At 71.4% G+C, this 17,090-nt stretch carries 13 protein-coding genes and 1 other RNA gene; 7 read left to right on the forward strand and 7 right to left on the reverse strand.

Annotation, left to right across the window (positions count from 1 at the left end):
- Positions 1 to 2: 2 nt before the first annotated feature.
- Together ABIE45_RS09795 and glp are read right to left on the reverse strand one after the other, a co-directional pair.
- Positions 3 to 875: a 4-(cytidine 5'-diphospho)-2-C-methyl-D-erythritol kinase gene (locus ABIE45_RS09795; protein ID WP_192706539.1), complete on the reverse strand. Its 873-nt coding sequence runs from the start codon at positions 873 to 875 to the stop codon at positions 3 to 5.
- 66 nt (positions 876 to 941) lie between these two features.
- Positions 942 to 2,192, reverse strand: coding sequence for a gephyrin-like molybdotransferase Glp (gene glp, locus ABIE45_RS09800; protein WP_192706540.1), 1,251 nt, complete (start codon positions 2,190 to 2,192; stop codon positions 942 to 944).
- Between the two features lie 103 nt (positions 2,193 to 2,295).
- On the opposite strand from glp, the gene ABIE45_RS09805 reads away from it, so the two are divergent.
- Positions 2,296 to 3,480 (forward strand): aminotransferase class V-fold PLP-dependent enzyme, encoded by a 1,185-nt coding sequence (locus ABIE45_RS09805; protein ID WP_373622258.1) that lies wholly within the window; start codon positions 2,296 to 2,298, stop codon positions 3,478 to 3,480.
- Positions 3,481 to 3,604: 124 nt separating this feature from the next.
- Positions 3,605 to 4,939: a lipopolysaccharide biosynthesis protein gene (locus ABIE45_RS09810; RefSeq protein WP_373622259.1), complete on the forward strand. Its 1,335-nt coding sequence runs from the start codon at positions 3,605 to 3,607 to the stop codon at positions 4,937 to 4,939.
- A gap of 31 nt (positions 4,940 to 4,970) precedes the next feature.
- Here ABIE45_RS09810 and ABIE45_RS09815 read toward each other — a convergent pair whose 3' ends face one another.
- The 3 genes from ABIE45_RS09815 to ABIE45_RS09825 all read right to left on the reverse strand — a co-directional run bounded on the left by ABIE45_RS09815 (position 4,971) and on the right by ABIE45_RS09825 (position 8,459).
- Positions 4,971 to 6,101: a GNAT family N-acetyltransferase gene (locus ABIE45_RS09815; protein ID WP_192707339.1), complete on the reverse strand. Its 1,131-nt coding sequence runs from the start codon at positions 6,099 to 6,101 to the stop codon at positions 4,971 to 4,973.
- Positions 6,102 to 6,103: 2 nt separating this feature from the next.
- Complete coding sequence (locus ABIE45_RS09820) at positions 6,104 to 7,093, reverse strand: sterol desaturase family protein (RefSeq protein ID WP_192706541.1); 990 nt, start codon at positions 7,091 to 7,093, stop codon at positions 6,104 to 6,106.
- A gap of 253 nt (positions 7,094 to 7,346) precedes the next feature.
- Positions 7,347 to 8,459, reverse strand: coding sequence for a glycosyltransferase family 4 protein (locus ABIE45_RS09825; RefSeq protein WP_373622260.1), 1,113 nt, complete (start codon positions 8,457 to 8,459; stop codon positions 7,347 to 7,349).
- Between the two features lie 190 nt (positions 8,460 to 8,649).
- On the opposite strand from ABIE45_RS09825, the gene ABIE45_RS09830 reads away from it, so the two are divergent.
- A complete protein-coding gene (locus ABIE45_RS09830) occupies positions 8,650 to 9,831 on the forward strand; it encodes a DUF1972 domain-containing protein (RefSeq protein ID WP_192706543.1) in 1,182 nt (393 codons plus the stop codon).
- Positions 9,831 to 11,066, forward strand: a complete 1,236-nt coding sequence (locus ABIE45_RS09835; protein WP_192706544.1) for a cellulase family glycosylhydrolase — start codon at positions 9,831 to 9,833, stop codon at positions 11,064 to 11,066. The genes ABIE45_RS09830 and ABIE45_RS09835 overlap by 1 nt, the downstream gene beginning before the upstream one ends.
- Before the next feature lie 7 nt (positions 11,067 to 11,073).
- On the opposite strand, the gene ABIE45_RS09840 is transcribed toward ABIE45_RS09835, so the two are convergent.
- Together ABIE45_RS09840 and ABIE45_RS09845 are read right to left on the reverse strand one after the other, a co-directional pair.
- Positions 11,074 to 12,369 carry a VpsF family polysaccharide biosynthesis protein gene (locus ABIE45_RS09840; RefSeq protein WP_209578320.1) on the reverse strand — a complete coding sequence of 432 codons (1,296 nt, stop codon included), beginning with the start codon at positions 12,367 to 12,369 and terminating at the stop codon, positions 11,074 to 11,076.
- Entirely contained in the window at positions 12,369 to 14,474 is a 2,106-nt protein-coding gene (locus tag ABIE45_RS09845) for an exopolysaccharide transport family protein (RefSeq protein ID WP_192706545.1), read from the reverse strand. The genes ABIE45_RS09840 and ABIE45_RS09845 overlap by 1 nt, the downstream gene beginning before the upstream one ends.
- Positions 14,475 to 14,735: 261 nt before the next feature.
- On the opposite strand from ABIE45_RS09845, the gene ABIE45_RS09850 reads away from it, so the two are divergent.
- The 3 genes from ABIE45_RS09850 to ABIE45_RS09860 all read left to right on the forward strand — a co-directional run bounded on the left by ABIE45_RS09850 (position 14,736) and on the right by ABIE45_RS09860 (position 17,090).
- On the forward strand, positions 14,736 to 16,235 hold the full coding sequence (locus tag ABIE45_RS09850) for a formyl transferase (protein ID WP_192706546.1): 1,500 nt from the start codon (positions 14,736 to 14,738) through the stop codon (positions 16,233 to 16,235).
- 97 nt (positions 16,236 to 16,332) lie between these two features.
- A non-coding RNA gene (gene ssrS / locus ABIE45_RS09855) (6S RNA) lies at positions 16,333 to 16,489 on the forward strand.
- Positions 16,479 to 17,090 carry a 5-formyltetrahydrofolate cyclo-ligase gene (locus ABIE45_RS09860; protein WP_192706547.1) on the forward strand — a complete coding sequence of 204 codons (612 nt, stop codon included), beginning with the start codon at positions 16,479 to 16,481 and terminating at the stop codon, positions 17,088 to 17,090. The genes ssrS and ABIE45_RS09860 overlap by 11 nt, the downstream gene beginning before the upstream one ends.

Here is a 17,090-nt window from a genome sequence, read left to right on the forward strand (position 1 = left end):
CCTCAGCGCAGGAAAGTCGGCGCCACCCACCAGCCCGGATGGGCACGGCGCAGGGCGGACGCCGCGCGCACCGCGCCGCGGCGGTCGGAGAACAGCGCGAACACCGTCGCGCCGGAGCCCGACATCCGCGCCAGCCGGCAGCCGCGCGCCCGCAGTGCCGCCAGGACCTCGCCGATCACCGGTGCCACGGTCAGGGCCGGCGCCTCGAGGTCGTTGCGGGCCGGGCCGATCGCCGCGACGACGGCGTCCCGGTCGAGACCCGCGGCGATGACCGGATGGGCCGCGCCCGCGCGCGTCTCGCCGACCGTCAGGCCCAGCGCCTTGAACACCGGCGCGGTGGGGACCGGGACGCCGGGATTGACCAGCACCGCCGGGAGCGGCGTCACGCCGAGGGCGGGTCCGATGTCCTCGCCGGCGCCGCGCATCATCCGGGCCCGCGGATCGAGGCAGACCGGAACGTCGGCCCCGGTCTCCCGCGCCGCCGCGACGACGGCCGGATGGTCGAGGGCGAGCCCATTGAGGCGCGCGAGCAGGCGCAGGGCCGCGGCGGCATCGGAGGATCCGCCCCCGATGCCGGCGGCGACCGGCAGGCGCTTGATCAGGTGGAAGCCGCCCGTCCGCAGGTCCGGGACCCGCGCGGCCAGCCCCCGGGCCGCGCGCAGCACCAGATTCTCCGCCGTCGGGCCAGCCGGCCCGGCCGTCGGCCCGCTGACGGCGAGCCCTAGCGGAGCGCCCGGATCCAGGGTTAGCCGGTCCGCGGTGCCCGCGAAGGCCACGAGGCTTTCGAGCACGTGATAGCCGTCGCCCGCCCGCCGTCCGAGAACGTGGAGCGTCAGGTTGACCTTGGCGGGGGCGCGGTCTGCGAGCAGGGACACGGAATCTCGAAACGGTGGTGGAAGCGCTCCGCGAGGCTCTACAGGCTCGCGCACGGGAACAACAGCTCAGCCGAGATCGCCATGCGCGGTATAGGGGAGGGCATCGCCGACGCGGATCGCGGTCAGGTCCTCGGCGAGTTCCACCAGCCCGTCGCTGCCGGACAGGCTCGACAGGGCGCCCCCGGGCGCCGGGACGGCTTCGGGTGTCCCATCCGCGCCCGGCCGGAGGCACACGCGCAGGAACTCGCGCCGGCCCGGACGCTTCGCGCTGGCGAAGCCGCTCCGCACGGTGAGCGACGGCGCCGCGTCCAACGCCCCCGACAGGTGGAGGACCAGCGGGCGGAGAATCGCCAGCGCCGTCACGTAGGCGGCGGCCGGGTTGCCCGGCAGGCCGATGAAGGGCGTGCCGGCGACATGCCCGAGGGCCACGGGCCGGCCCGGCTTGATCGCGAGGCGCCAGAAGGTCAGGCCGCCCGAGGTCTCAACGGTGGTGCGGACGTGATCCTCCTCGCCGACCGAGACGCCGCCCGAGGTCACGATCAGGTCGTGATCCGCCGCCACCGCCGCGACGCGCTCCCGGAGAGAGGCGGCCGAATCGCGCAGGATGCCGAAATCGACCGGCACGGTGCCGAGTCGGCAGAGAAGGGCGGCGAGCATCGGCCGGTTGGCATCGTGGATGCCGGCGGGCGGCAGGGGCTCGCCCGCCGGTGCCAGCTCGTCACCCGTGGAGAACAATGCCACGCGCAGCGGCACGCGCAGCGGCACGCGCAGGCGCAGGCCGGGCAGCCCGAGCGCGGCGGCGAGCGCCAGATGCCGCGGGCTGAGACGGGTGCCGGCCGGGATCGCGAGGCGGCCGCGGACCACATCCTCGCCGGCGCGGCGGCGATTGGCGCCCAGCGCCAGGCCGGCCGGAAGGACCACGGTCCCGCCGTCGAGGCGCACATCCTCCTGCATCGCCACCGTATCGGTGCCGGGCGGCAGCGGCGCTCCGGTGAAGATCCGGACCGCGTAGCCTGCGCCGGCCTCGCTCGGTGCACGCCCCGCCGGCACACGGCCGCCGAGGGGCAGGCGGGTCTCTGCTCCGGGTGACAGATCGGCCGTCCGCACGGCGTAGCCGTCCACCGCGGCGTTGTCGAAGGGCGGCAGATCGATCGGCGCGACCAGATCCTCGGCGAGCACGCGGCCATCCCCGCGCCCGAGGTCCACCGTCTCGATCCCGGACAGAACCGGCAACCGACTCCGGATCAGCGCGACGGCATCGGCGACCCGCATCGGGGCGGGCGCGGCGTCGAAGCAATCGGCGCTCAGGCGGCCCATGGCGGCGCGGGATCGCGAGTGGGCAGGTGGGTCGGCACGGGCGGCCTCGGGGATGTGGTCCGCCGGCTTGCGGCATCGGGGCGGCGCGATCAAGCTCCGGAGCGTGGCTCCGACGGGTCCGATCCTCTACGGTCCCGCCATGTCGACCGCCGAAGAGCTCCCGTCCCAGCGCCACCTCTTCGAGGTCCCGCCCGGGGTCAGCTACCTCGACGCGGCGGCGTGGTCGCCCCTGCCGCGGGCCGTCCGCGCGGCCGGCGAGGCGGGCATCCTGACCAAGAGCCGTCCCTGGGAGCACCCCCGCGAGGCCATCCCCGCCTGGGCCGAGCGGGCCCGTGCGGCCGCCGCCGGGCTGATCGGGGCGGCCGCCGACGACGTCGCGATCGTCGGCTCGATCAGCCACGCCATGGCCGTCGCCGCGCGCAACATCGAGCCGATGCCGGGCGGGCGCCTGCTGCGGGTCGCCGACGAGTTCCCGTCCTTGCGCTTCGCGTTCGACATGCTCGCCGCCGTCCACGGCCTCGTCGTCGAGGAGGTCGCGCGTCCCCGGGACGGCGACTGGACCGCCGCAATCCTGGACGCGATCGAGCGCCCGGGCGCCCCGCCGCTCGCGCTCGCGACCCTGACCCCGCTGCACTGGACCGACGGCGGCCTGATCGATCTCGACCGCCTGGCGCCCGCGGTCCACCGGACCGGCGCGGCTCTGGTGATCGACGCGACGCAGGCGGTGGGTGCCGTGCCGGTGGATGTCGCGCGCTGGCGGCCCGACTTTCTGGCCTTCCCGACCTACAAATGGGCGTTGGGACCCTACGGCCTCGGCTTCCTCTACGCCGCGCCCCACCGGCAGGACGGCACCGCGATCGAGGACAATCTAGGGAACCGCCCCCCGGCCGTGGGCGCGCGCCGCTACGATCGCGGCGAGCTGAACGATCCCGTCGCTCTGCCCATGGCGGCGACCGGGCTGGAATTGATCGCCGGCTGGGGCGTGCCGGCCGTGGCGACCCGGCTGCGCGGGCTCACGGATCGACTCGCGGAGGCAGCCGCGGCGCTGCCGCTCTCGGTCGCGCCGCGGCACCTGCGCGCGCCCCACATCCTCGGATTGCGCTCGCCGAGCGGACTTCCCGCGGGCGTCGTCGATCGCCTGCACCGCAGGGGCGTGTTCGTGAGTGAGCGCGCGCAGGCCCTGCGCGTCAGCCCGCATGTCTGGGCCGACGAGGATGACCTCGCGCGCTGTCTCGCCGCACTGCAGGACGAATTCGGACGTGAAACCAGACACGCTGCGGGAACGTAGCGGGGCTAGGCCAAGCGTCCGGGACAGTGCGGATGCCGTGCCGATCCCCGACGCCTAGGTCTCCGCCGGCAGCCTCTCTCGCTGCCTGCGGCGAATGGCTGCCCGCACGCGTATGTCGAGACACATGTCGTATCCCGATGACCTTCTGCGCACGACGGATGCCGGCCGTACGCGGCCCGGCCGGCTGCTCGGTGCGCTGAGGGCTGCCGTCTCGGGGCGGTTCGCCGTGATCCTCTCCGGCGAGCTGACCCAGAGCCTGTTCCACTTCGTCCTGAACATCCTGCTGGTACGCGAACTCGACGCGCACGATTACGGGCTGTTCGCGATCGTGTTCACGGTGGGCGCCGTCGGCATCACCTACATCCGCGCGCTGGTGGCGATTCCGGCGACCCTGCATGTCGCCCGCAGCATCGGCCGGCCGGCAGCTCTCGGCTACGACGTGATGTTCGGCTCCGGCGCGCTGCTGGTCTCCGGCGTGATGGGCATCGGCGTCGGGCTCGCCCTCGTGCCGGTGATCGGCCTCGGCGCATTGGCGGCCGGGGCTTTTGTGGGTCTCTACGCCTTCCGCAGCTACCTGCGGATCGTGCTCCTTGCTCGCGGCCGTGCGCGGATCGCCGGGCTCAGCGACGTCGTCTACGCCGCCTGCGGGACGGTGTTCGCGGCACTCGGTCTCGACGGTTCGGGCGCGGTGCTCCTCGATCATGCCTTCGCGGCGATCGCGCTGGCTCACGCGGTCGCCATCGCGGTGGCCTACGGGGTGCTCCGCGAGCGGCTCCGGATCTCGCTGCACGCGCGGACCCGGGCGCGCTACCGGGCGATCTGGCGAACCCTGGCCTGGTCGCTCGCGGGCGTGACCAGCCTGACGGTGCAGGGCCAGGGCCTGACCCTGCTGTTCGCCCTTCTCGCCGGCCCGGCCGCCTACGCCCCCATCGCGGCGACGCTCGTGCTCTACGCGCCCCTGCGCATTCCCACGAGCGCGCTGATGAACATGGTCCTGCCGGAGATCATCCGGCTGCGCGCGACCGGGCAGGTTCAGGCGGCCCGGCGGATCGTGATCCGCCAGGCGGCGCTGCTCGGCTGCGCCTGCCTCGCCTACGGGGCCGCGATGGCCGCGCTGCTGCCGCTGATCGAGGAGATCCTGTTCAAGGGGCGGTTCGCCGACGCGCCGCTCGGATGGATCGGGCTCGGCGTCTGGGCCGTGGTCACCGTCTCGCTGCTCTACGCGCTCCCCCGCGCCTACCTGGAAGCATCGGCGGCGTTCCGGACCATCACCGCGGGCGCCGTGGCAAGCGCTGCGCTGGGCTTCGCCCTGATGGTGCCGGCCCTCCTGCTCCTGCCGGCGGCCACCGCGCTCCTCGGCCTGCTCGCCTCCGAGATCGCCACGCTGGCCTGGTCGGTGAACGCCTTTCGGAGCCTCGCGCGCATGTCGCACGCCGCGCCGTCCGCCTGCGCGACCTGAGGCCGGGCGCGTCCGGAAAGGATCTGTCGCGTCAGGTGACAGCCTCGGCGGCCGGCGCCGTGTCCACGGGCGCCGCCGGTGTACCGAAGCGGCCCCGCAACGCGTGGCGGGCGCGGTCCACGAAATGTGCGGCCGCGCCCTGCGGCGTGCGCGCGCCCATCAGCGAGGCCAGGGTGATGATCTCGGTGCCGAAACGGCCCTTGAAGCCCTCGTCGCCGCATAGGAAATCGACGGTCTGCAACCCGTGGTCGATCGACCACATGATGTAGTCCATCATCAGGACCATGCCGGGGGAGCCCCGCTCCGCGGCCGGATCGTAGGTGGTGACGAAGGCCATCATGGCGCCCGCCTGGACGAAGTTGATTGAGACCGCCACGACCGCGCCGCCGCATTCCAGCACGAAGGCATGGAGCAGCCCGGTCTCGCGCAGGACCTCGACCATGGCAGGCAGAGCCTGCGATCCCTCGTCGTAGAACGCCGTCGAGGCCAGCCCATGGGCCGCGAGCCAGGCCCGCTTGAAGGTGGTCAGCCGCTCGAGAACCGGTGCGAGCGGCTCCTCCGGACCGAGGAGGCGGAAGGTCAGCGCGCCGCGCTCGCCCATGAATTTCTGGCCGCGCCGATAGTTCTGGCGGGTCTTCTTCGACTGTGCGTCGAACCACGCCGCCCCGGATTTCCAGGGACCGCGCACCCGCCAATTCGCCTCCTCGCGATGGTTCAGGCGCAGCCGGATCCCGCCGCCCGGGCTGTCGAGCAGCGCCCGGGCTGCGGCGCCCGGGAGAAGCCGGTTCAGGTAGGCGAGGTCGAAACCGCCGGCCTGACCGGCATGGCGCCACATCCGCCGCACGAGATCCCGGTCCGTCCCGGGGGCCAGGAGCGCGTCACCGAAATCCGCGCATTCCTTCGCGGCCCATTCGAGAACCCGGAGGCCCTTCCGGCGCACGGTCGCGAGCGGCATCACGCCGACGAGCGACTCCCCGCGCCAGGCCAGCACGATGGCCAGGGCCCGGCGCTCCCGATCCGGCGTGCTCGCCCACCAGGCGGAGATCCAGGCGTGACTCTGGAAGACGAGGGCGCCGCTGCGTCGCCACAGGTCGGTCCAGGCCGGACCGACCTCGGCCAGCCGCTCGCTCGTGCGAATCGTCTCGAAGTGCTCGAGGGCCATGGTCATGCGCCCGGACGCGGCTGAGACACGGCTCCGCGCAGGCGCCTGGCCTGCCGCGTGATCCGCCGGCCCATCTTCTTCAGCGGCAGCAGGTAGAGGCCCGAGAGGGATTGATAATCCGCAACATCCCGATCGACGAGCCCGAATTTGAAATCTTCGTTGGGCTCCGGCACGCACAGCGTCCCGAACAGGCGATCCCAGAAGGAGAACAGCAGGCCGAAGTTCTTGTCGTAGTGATGCGGTGCGGTGGAGTGATGGAGCTGATGCCAGTGGGGGCACAGCACGACGTTGTTCAGCGGCCCGAACGAGATCTTGAAATGCGTGTGCCGCACGAAGTCCATCATCAGGATGTTGCGCATGATGTAGACGTTGATGCCGAACACGGTCAGCTCGACGGGATTGAGGGCGACGAGGCTCCAGATCCCGAAGCAGATCCCGGGGATCACCCCGTCCCAGGCCCGGTTCATCAACTCGTCGAGCGGGTGCACCCGATCCTTGGTGATGCCGACCATGACCTCGGCCGAGTGATGGACTTTGTGGAGCTCCCAGAGAAACGGATAGCGGTGCTGGGCCGTATGATAGAGGTAATAGGAGAGGTCGTAGGCGAGGAGCATCGTGGCGGTGAAGATCACCACGGTGATCGCTCCCGGTGCGCCGAAGACCGGCTCGTGGATCCCGAAGATCGCGCCCAGGACCCTGTTGGTGGCATAGCCGACTGCGACCACGAAGGTCACGCCGGCCGGGATCAGCAGGAACGGCATGATCGCCTTGCGGGTGATGTAGAACAGCAGGTCCGCCCGCGCGGACGGATGCGCGATCACCTCACGGGGGATCGTGAATTCGAAGAATTCCGCGAACGAGTATCTCTCCGCTGTTCGGAGATACGCGATCAGCGCGCAACCGAGCGCGGTCGCGAACAGCATGCCCGCCGCGAGCAGATTCTCGGCCGAGACCTTCTGGATAATCTGCTGGATGAAATGGGCAATATCCATAAAGTCGCGTTCCCTTCGCCGAAAAAGGCCCGATTCCCGCGAATGCGGCGCGTGCGCTGCCACGCTTGAACCCGGATAGATCGCCGGCAAGACCTTCGACCGGTGCTCACCCCCACTTGCGTGCTCTCTAAATCAGCCGTCTTAGACTGGTTCCGGTCGAGGAGCGGGCCGCTCATAACATGGAACGCGATACCGGACCATTCGCGGCCGAATACGGGGCTGCCTCCGGCTTCGCACGGGTTGGCAGCCCTGTTCACGGTGCCGACGATCGGCTCAGGGTCGCCTGCACCATGGTGGTGATGCCGTCGGCCGCCGAGCGTTCCGAGAAGAGGGCCTCGTAGCGCGCGCGTGCCGCACGGCCGAAGTCTCGCCAGCTCTCCGGTTCGGCGACGATCCGCGCCAGCGCGTCGGCGAGCGGCTGAGGGCCGCCGGGCGCCACGATCCATCCGGTCCTGCCGTCATCGACGACCTCCGGCAGCCCGCCGATCGCGGTCACCAGCGGCGGCACCCCGTACGACATGGCTTCGATGGCCACCCGCCCGAGGGATTCGGGCCGCTGCGACGGCATGGTCACCACGTCGGCCCAGCGATAGAGCGTGTCCGGGGCGGCCACGAACGGCCGGAGGCTGACTTGGTCCGACAGGCCGGTCTCGGCGATCCGGGCCGCCAGGGCGCGCTCGCGGGCCTCGTCCTCGAAGGCGTTGCCGACGATGCGCAGTTCGATCCGACGCCGCGTCGACTCCGGGAGGGAGGCCAGCGCCTCGATCAGCACGTCCTGGCCCTTGATCCGGCTGATCCGCCCGAGCATCAGCACCCGGAGCGGACGCGTCCCGTCGTAGGTCGACGGGTTCGGCTCGGCCGGCCCGGCGATGCCGTTGTAGACCACCCGCGTCAGGAGGCGCGGCGGCAGCGCGAAGGCGCGCTCGGTGGCGCGCGAGTTGAACACCACGCTGGCGCCGCTCCAGCGGATCAGCCCGCGCAGGACCGCCAGCACCGCCCCCTCCGCGATCTCGTGGACGTGCACGATGCTGCGCCCGGGGCTCAGCCGGGCGGCCAGCAGGTAATCGGCCACGACGGAGGTGTTGATGTAGACGAGGTCGCTCGCACGGATCCGTCGCAGCGCGCGCAGCACCGCACTCGGCAGCGCCATCATGCCCAGCGTGGCGAGGCGCGGCAGGTTCTTGCGACGCAGGATCCAGAGCGGCTCGACCACGATTCGAGACGCATAGGGCTCCAAGGCCGCGACGATCGGGCCGGCTTGGGGTAGGACCACGTCGATCTCTGCCCGCGGATGGGCGGCCCGCAGGGCGCGCACCGTCTCGATGAAGCAGCGGTCGGACCCGTAGAGTTCGTAGCCCTGGTGCACGCAGCTTATGCGTAGTCCCCGCTCAGGCACGCCGCGACCACCCCCGGAACAAGTCATCTTCTATGTCGATCTACCCGCTGGAAGATTGGTTCCGGTGATCAACTATGAACCTAAGGTTGAAAATTTGACTAACAGGGTTGGTGTTCACAGGCCTAATACAATATGAGGGGCAGGCTGAGAAGGAAGGACGATGTCGGATCGCGCGCCCGCGGTACTTATTCTCGGAACGCGCGGCATCCCGGCCGCCCATGGCGGATTCGAGACTTTCGCTGAACGCTTCGCGCTCCATATGGCCAGCCGCGGCTGGCGCGTCGGGGTGTATTGCCAGAAGGACGTCGATCGCGTGGGCACACGGGTCTCGTCGCGTTTCTGGGAGGGCGTCGAGCTGATCACCGTCGAGGTCGGCCTGCGCGGCCCGGCCGCCACGCTGGCCTTCGATGCGATCTGCGCCCACGACGCCGCCAATCGGGACGGGGTCTGCCTCGTGCTGGGCTATAACGGGGCGGTGTTCCTGCCCTATCTGCGCGCCCGCGGTGGCCGGATCCTGACCAACATGGACGGGATCGAGTGGCGCCGCCCGAAATGGTCTCTGCCGGTCAGGGCGTTCTTCTATGTCAGCGAGTGGATCGCCGCCTGGTCGTCCCAGCGCCTGGTCGCGGACCATCCGGCCATCGCCGATCATCTCGCCGAGCGCCGCACGCGCGACGCCATCGCGACCATCCCCTACGGGGGCGATCCGCCGCCGCCGGGTCTCGGGCGGCCGCCGCTCGGCCTGGAACCCGATCGTTACCTCGTCTCGATCGCCCGCATCGAGCCGGACAACAGCATCCTGACGCTGGTCGAGGCGTTCTCGCGTCGGCCGAGGGGGATGCGGCTCGTGGTGCTCGGCACGATGACGGTCGGCGATCCCTACCACCGCGCCGTGGAGGATGCCGCCTCGCCCGAGGTGCTGTTCCCCGGCGCCATCTACGACGCCGACCAGGTCCAGGCCCTGCGGGTCCACGCCCGCGCCTACCTGCACGGCCACACGGTGGGCGGCACCAACCCCTCGCTGGTGGAGGCCCTGTGGGCGGGCAACGCGGTGATCGCCCACGACAACCCGTTCAACCGCGGCACCGCGGGCGAGGCGCAGTTCTACTTCACGGACGGTGTTTCCTGCGCCGCCGCGATCGAGCGCGTGCTGGCCGACGCGACCGCGGTCAACAGCGCCCGCGCGGCGGCGCGGCGGCGCGCCGAGAGCTTCCGCTGGGACGACGTGCTGGCGGCCTACGAGGACGAGGTGCGGCGGGTCGGCGGCTACCCGAAGGCGCCACCCCGCCGCCCGCCGCCCGTCGTCGCGCCCGCCCGCGCAACCGCGGGAACGGAGTTGTAATGCCGAGCCGGCGGGCGCTCCTGGCGGGCGGCCTCGCCGTCGCAGCGGCGGGACCGCGCCCGGCCCGGAGCGACGTGGAGCCGCTGCGGCTCCGCCGCGGGATCGCGCTCTGGCCCTGGTTCTCGCTCACCACCGAATTTCCGGCGCCGCGAACCGATTATGCCTGGCCGCCGTTCCAGGCGGACCGGCCGGTGCCGAGCCGATCCGACTTGCGCCAGCTCGCGGCGCTCGGCTTCGACTTCGCGCGTCTTCCGCTCGATCCCGGTCCCTTCGTCGCCTTTACCGGCGCGCGGCGCAGCGAACTCCTTGGCGATCTGTCGTCTGCGATCGACGCTGTGCTGGCGAATGGGATGCGCGTCCTGGTTAATGTCCAGGCGAACGCGGCGACGCACCACTACACGCCGGACGCCTTCTACGGATCCGACCGGGCACCGCTCTTCCAGCCCTATCGGGATCTCATCGTCGATCTGGCCCGTCTGTGCGCCCGGAAGGGCGCCGACCGGGTGGCGCTGGAGCCGGTCAACGAGCCGCCGCAGGCCTGCGGAGCGCTCGCCTGGAACCGCGTCCAGGCGAGCCTCCTCACGGCCGCGCGCACGGCCGCGCCGTCGCTCACCCTGGTGGCGACCGGCGCCTGCGGCAGCCTCGTCGACGGGCTGACGGCCCTCGATCCGGCCTCGCTCCGGACGTTCGCGCCGCTCCTCTACACCTTCCACTTCTATGAGCCCTACCTGTTCTCCCACCAGGGCGCGACGTGGCTCACCGAGGAGCCGTTCTACCGCTGGCTCAACGCCGTGCCGTGGCCCGGCACCCACGGCAGCCTGAAGGAGACGCTCGCGGCGGTCCGGGCCCACATGGACGCCAACCCCGCGGTTCCGCAGGCGGAGAAGACCCGCGACCTGGCGGTGATCGAGGCCAAGCTGCGCGAGTACTTCGCGGCCGAGCCCGGTCCGGCCTACATCGCCCGGGCGATGGCCCCCGTCTCGACCTGGGCCGACCTCTACGGCATCCCGCCCGCCGCCCTTCTCATGGGCGAGTTCGGGGCTCTGCGCACCGATGCCCGGTTCACGGCCGCGCGCGCGCCCGATCGCGCCGCCTACATCCGTGACGTGCGCGAGGCAGCGGAGCGGGCGGGCTTCGGGTGGTCGTTCTGGAACCTGTTCGACGGGCTCGGCCTGATGAGCGATGCCCACGTCGTCGATCCAGGCCTCGTGGCAGCGCTCGGCCTGCGGCGCTGAGGCGTCCTCAGCTGCGCGGCGCGCGTCGGCCGGGCGGGAACAGGACGATCAGCATCAGGGCGAACTTGGCGAGCATCGTGGTCTTGCCGGCCAAGCCTTCGAAGGTGTTGACCAGGATCACGAAGGCGAGGATCGGGAGCCAGACGCCCCGCCGGCAGGTGCGCGCGACCTCCGTGAGGTAGAGGCCCACCGCCAGCACGAGCACCGCCGTCACCAGGACGCCGTGATAGAAGACGTCCGAGATGATCGAGTTCTCGATGCCCCATTCCAGGCCGTAGATCCGCCGCAGGGTGCTCACCTGGAGGAGGTCCGGCCCGAACATCAGCTGCCGGAGCGGGATGGCGTCGAAGATCGCCAGCATGTCGACCCGGGCCTGCGCGCTGCCGCCGTCGGAGACGAAGCGGCTCAACAGCGTGTCGAAGAAGCCGATCTCGGCCAGGGCCGCCACGGCCAGCGGCACCAGCGTGAGGGCGAAGCAGGCGCAGGCCGCACCGGCGAGCGGGATCCGGCCGCTGCGCAGCGTCCGGTTCAGCGCGACAAGTCCGACGCCGCTGCCGAGGACGAGCGTCGTCACGGTGGCCGAGCGGCCGCCGAAGGTGACCAGCGCGACGAGCTGCAGGGCGATCATGCCGGCGCGCAAGGGTGGAGCGAGCCGGCCGCCGCCCTTGGCCAGGGCGAGGATGTAGCAGGCCGTCATGGTGGCGTTGGCGAGCGGGTGACCCTGGAGCGCCGCAGACCGGGTATCGGTTTCGAAGGCGGCCCCGTCGAACCGGAACGGGAAGAGGCGCTGGCCGCTCACAGCCTCGTAGAGCCCGAGCAGGGCGTTGGCGAGCATGACCAGGTGGAACACGGTCTCGAGCCGCCCGAGCATGGCATCGTCGCGGTCCATGAGAAGGATCGGGACCAGGCCGGCCAGCACGAACGTGTCGATCGAGCCTGCGAGGCCCGTCCCGCCCCGGGCCGCGATCAGGACGAGGAGCAGGACGCCGCAGACCGCCAGTAGAACGCTGGCCGGGCGGCGGGTCAGCGCCTTGGCCACCGGAATGACCGGGTTGCCGGCGCGCAGCATCACCCAGCCGAACAGCGCGACCGCCATGTAGGTGGCGGGATGGATCTTGGACGGCGCCGAGCCGCTGATCCCATCGTAATTGAGCCCGAGTGCCCAGAGGAGGCCGCCCGAGACGCCGACGAGCGCCAGCGTCCAGAGTAGGAAAGCCACGGTCTCGGCCCGCGCCAGCACGCCCGTGCCCGCCCGCGGGGGCGCATCGAAGCGGTGCCCGATCGAGGCCGGACGCGAACCCATCAAGCCCGGCGTCCGCCCAGCAGCACGGAGCCCGAGATCGGCCGCCCCAGCGTCTCTGAGGTGTCGACGAGGTCGATCAGGTCGCTCTGGCGCGTCGTGCCGTTGCAGGCGACCAGGAGCAGCCTGTCCGCTGCGGCCGCCAAGGGGCCGAGCCGCAGGTTCTCGGTGAGCACGCCGCCGTCGATGATCACCAGCTCGAACCGGCCCTTCACCCCCGCGATGAAGCGCTCGATGTTGGCCTGGGTGAGCGCGTCGCGGATCGGTTTCTGGGTGTCGCCGAGGCCGATCCGGCGGACTCCGGATTTCGGATCCGTCTGCGTGACCGCGTTGAGGCTCTGCTCGCTGCGCAACACGTCGAGAAGGCCGCCCGTGCCGGACCCGTCCGCGCGCAGATCCGCGTCCACGAGCAGCACCCGGTCCCCGCGCCCGACCGCGACCGACGCAAGCAGCCGGATGACGGCCCGGCGCTGCGCGTCATCCGCCTTGCCGGACGTCACGAGCAGCGCCAGCGAGGGTGCGCGGCTCCCCGATGTCGCCGCGAGATGGTCGAGGGTGAAGCCCGCGGCCGCCGCGTTGGCGCGGCTCGGCCGAGCGCCCGGCAGCACGGAGAGGACCGGCGCGTTCGAGAGCCTCTCGAGCTGACGCGAGGAGAGAACGGTCGGCGCGAGGTGCTCCCGCGTCAGCGCGAGGCCCGCGCCGAGGCCAAGTCCGCCGGCGAGCGCTGCGGCAACCAGGATCAGCCGGGGCGGCCAGCTCGGATCCTGCGGCGGCCGGGCCGCCGTGATGATCCGGGCGTTGGAGCTGTCGATGCTGGTCTGCTCCTTGATCTCGCGGGCCCGGACCAGGAAATTGTTGTAGACCGAGCGCGCCGCCTCGACCTCGCGCTCCAGTTCGCGCAGCTGCACGGACGACTGGGCGGTCACCGCCGATTGCCGCTGCAGCTTCTCCAGCTCGGCCGTCAGCGTCCGCTCATTGGCCTGGGCGCGTTGAGCCTCGGTCTCGGCGGCGCCCGCGATGCGGTTGAGTTCCGCGTCGATCAGCCGACGGACGTCCTGCATCTGCGTGCGCACGGCGGCGATGAAGGGGTGGCGCTCCCCCAGATTGGTGCGCAGATCCGCCTCCTTGGCGGCGAGTTCGGCGTACTGGCCGCGCAGGCGGTCGATCGCGGAGGACTGGACCGCCTCCGGCATCGCGCCGGACCCGACCGGCTGCCCGCGGGCGCTGCGAATGCCCTGCAGGCGCGCCTTCGCCTCGGCTGTCCGGGCCTGGGCGGCCACGAGCCGGGTATTCAAATCGGTCAGCTGCTGCTCGTTCACCAGGCGGCCGCTCGAAGCGATCAACCCGTTGCGGGCCTTGTAATCCTCGAGCTTCTTGTCGGCGACGTTGACCGCCTTGCGAAGCTCGTCGAGCCGGCCCCGCAGGTCGCCCGCCGCGCGCTTGGCGGCATCGGATCGGGCATCTGTCTGGTCCGCCAGGTAGGCGTTCGCGATGGCGTTGACGATGCGGGCCGAGAGGTCCGGGTCCGTTGTCGTGACGACGACGTCGATCACGAAAACCTTGTCGGCGCGCTTCACCGCGAGGCGCCGCCGCAGCTGGTCGAGCGCGCGGCCGCGCGGATCGACACGCCGCTCAACACTGGGACCGGTGATCATCTCCCGCAGGGCGGCCAGCGCGCTGAGCACGCGATTGTCCTGCGGCACCCCGAAACCGGGTTCCTTCTCCAGCCCGGCCTGCGCGACGGCGCGTCCGAGGACCACGTCCGATTCGATCACCCGCACCTGGCTCTCGACCTGCGCGATGCCGCCGTCCGGAGAGAGCGCACCCGGATTGACGTCGTTGGACACGACCTGCCGGTCGCGCGGATCGATCAGGATCTGGGCTGTTGCGGTGTAGAGGGACGGAGTGATCAGGGCGTAAGCCAGGCCCAGCAGGCCGAGCAGCAAGGCCGTCCCGAAGACGAGCCGCTTGCGGCGCCACAGGATGCGCCAAAGGTCCCCGAATTCGGCCGTGGTCTCCGGCTGGCTGGGGCTCGGCCGCTCGGGATAACCGGGCTGCACGGGGGTCAGCCAGGTTGCGACAGCGATATTAGGGTCGATCCGTGCCACGATCGGTCACCGTCGTCTCAATCCAGGTCAGTCCCGCCCGGGTGACATGCCCTGCTGCAAGAGTCGCGCGGGCTTCTGACAAGCCGTGATAACTGCGATCGGTCGAGCGAGAAACGCTGATTACTGGAACGTTGGTAAACGCTCTTCACAGGTTTGAGCGCCTTTTCGCGATGTTATCGTTCTCGATACGGCTGACGGTATATAGCGTTGCACGGTCCACGGAGCGACGGATCATCGCGCTGGGCCGGAGCGCGAACGCCGATGCATGTGAGAGTTCGCCTCGACGGGACGCGACCGCTCCGGTGGCAGGCTGCGCTGCTGCGGCGGATCTCAGACATCCCCGAAATCCTGAGCGTGAGCGTCGACGATGCGCCCGGGCCTGGGGCATGGCCGACCAGCGCCGATCTGCTCTTCCGGCTCGAGGCCCTGGTCCATGGCCTGCAGCCGCTCGGATCGGCGCCCCTTCCGCTACACGAACTCGACCGGTGGCGTCACCGCGGCACGGCAGCCGATCTCGTGATCGACGTGTGCGGCGACGTCCCGCCCGGTCCTGCGACCTGGCAGCTGGCCTATGACGGCGCGCCGGGCGAGGCGGCGCTGCTCGCCTCTCTGCTCGCCCACGCCGTTCCGCGTGCCACGCTGGCGGCGGACGGCCGGATCATCGCCGAGAGCCGTCTCGGCGCGGACCGGCCGGGCGTCGTGCTCCCGAGCTTCGACGATGCGCTGGCCCGCACGGTGACGGTGATCACCGCGGCCCTGCGCGACCGGATCGCGGGGCGCGCGGCCGCGCCGGCCGGCTCGGCCGAGCCGGAGGCTCGATCCGGTGGCCTGGCGCTGCCGGTTTTCGGCAGGCAGGCCGGGCGGATGCTCGCCGGCGCGCTCGTCCACCGGCTCTACCGCCTCTGCTACAACGCCCCGCACTGGCGTTGCGGATGGCGGCGCCTCGTGGGACCCGACCTGATCGATCTCGGGCGGTTGCCCGACTCGGGCTGGACCGTGCTGCCGGATGACGGTCGCCGTTTCTACGCCGATCCGTTCCCGATTGCCGTTACCGGAACGACCCACCTCTTCGTCGAGGATTTTCCGCACGCGACCGGAAAGGCCATCATCTCGGCAGTCCGCTTCGGTCCGGACGGTCCCGAAGGCGCGCCCGTCCCGGTTCTGGAGGAGCCCCACCACCTCTCGTATCCGTTCGTCTTCAAACGCGCTGGTTCGGTCTGGATGGTGCCGGAAAGCTCTGCGGCCGGCACGGTCGACCTGTATCGCGCGACGCGCTTTCCCGGCGGCTGGGTCAAGGAGACGACGCTCCTGTCCGGCGTGGTCGCGAGCGATGCGACCCTGGTCGAGCATGGGGGGCACTGGTGGATCTTCGCCACCGTGCGCGATGCCGAGCGCGACGCGCCGGCCGGTGCGGGCTCCTTCCACGACGCCCTCTACCTCTGGTCCGCACCGGACTTCCGGGGGCCCTACACGCCGCATCCGTCCAATCCGGTGCTGGTCGATCCCGCGCTCGCGCGTCCGGCCGGGCGCATCGTCGCGCGCGGCGGACATCTGATCCGCCCGATCCAGGATTGCGCCGCCGGCTACGGCCGCGCCCTGGCGCTGGCGCGGATCGACCGGCTCGACGGCGCGGGCTTCGCGCAGACCGTCCTCGCCCGGATTGAGCCGGGCCCAGGCTGGCCGGGCAGCCGCCTGCATACCCTGAACGCCGGCGGCGGCATCGAATGCATCGACGGTGCCGCCCGCGCGCGGCGGTTCTGACGCCGTCTCGTTCCCCGTCCCTGACGCGGCGGCGGGGAACCGATTTTTAGCCGGCCTGGCCCTGGCGGTTGGCTGCCCGGACAGCTACATGTCGGTGGCGGGGCTGCAGAGTTCGTCAGGAGCACTATCCCCGGGGCCTTATCGACTCCCTCGGGAGCTGTCCCTGGCCTCGTCCCTGGACTTGGCCAACACGGCGCCCACCTACGCTGTAGGTTTCCCGGGATCGATCCTCCAACGGCTCACGTGGCTCCGCACCCGACTTCTCCCGATACCGTCTCTCCCGACGTGGCGCGCAAGGCGGAACTCCGGCGCGGGGCCCTCGCGGCGCGCGACGCGCTCGACCCGGCCGCGCGGCAGGCCGCCTCGGCGGTGATCGCCCGGGCGCTGCTCGCGCTGCCCGAACTCACCGATGCCCGCCTGGTCGGGGCCTTCTGGCCGATCCGCAGTGAGGTGGATCCGCGTCCCGCCGCCGAGGGCCTGCTCGCCCGCGGGCAGGCCGTGGCGCTCCCCCATGTGACGCCGGAGGGCCTCGTCTTCCGGGAGTGGCGCCTGGGCGAGGCCCTGGTCGCCGGCCGCTTCGGCCTGAGCGAGCCGGATCCCGCGCTGCCCCCCGTCGATCCCGACGCCCTGATCGTGCCCCTCGCGGCCTTCGACCGGACCGGTCAGCGCATCGGCTACGGTCGCGGCTACTACGATGGCGCGATCACGCGACTGTCGCGCCATCGGCCGATCCTGACCGTCGGGATCGGCTTCGCCGCCCAGGAGGTCGCGGACGTGCCCGCCGAGCCGCACGACCGGCCGCTGCGTTTCGTGATCACGGAAGCGGAGGTCATCCGTTTCGACAGGACGGCCTGA

It is taken from the genome of Methylobacterium sp. OAE515, from assembly GCF_041806315.1.
Classification (GTDB): Bacteria; Pseudomonadota; Alphaproteobacteria; order Rhizobiales; family Beijerinckiaceae; genus Methylobacterium; species Methylobacterium tardum.

Bases quoted from the DNA above. Each gene is read 5' to 3' on its own strand.
- ABIE45_RS09820 (WP_192706541.1), bottom strand. From the start codon at position 7,093: ATGGATATTGCCCATTTCATCCAGCAGATTATCCAGAAGGTCTCGGCC.
- ABIE45_RS09830 (WP_192706543.1), top strand. From the start codon at position 8,650: ATGTCGGATCGCGCGCCCGCGGTACTTATTCTCGGAACGCGCGGCATC.
- ABIE45_RS09835 (WP_192706544.1), top strand. From the start codon at position 9,831: ATGCCGAGCCGGCGGGCGCTCCTGGCGGGCGGCCTCGCCGTCGCAGCG.
- ABIE45_RS09810 (WP_373622259.1), top strand. From the start codon at position 3,605: ATGTCGTATCCCGATGACCTTCTGCGCACGACGGATGCCGGCCGTACG.
- ABIE45_RS09815 (WP_192707339.1), bottom strand. From the start codon at position 6,101: ATGGCCCTCGAGCACTTCGAGACGATTCGCACGAGCGAGCGGCTGGCC.
- ABIE45_RS09850 (WP_192706546.1), top strand. From the start codon at position 14,736: ATGCATGTGAGAGTTCGCCTCGACGGGACGCGACCGCTCCGGTGGCAG.
- ABIE45_RS09840 (WP_209578320.1), bottom strand. From the start codon at position 12,369: ATGGGTTCGCGTCCGGCCTCGATCGGGCACCGCTTCGATGCGCCCCCG.
- glp (WP_192706540.1), bottom strand. From the start codon at position 2,192: ATGGGCCGCCTGAGCGCCGATTGCTTCGACGCCGCGCCCGCCCCGATG.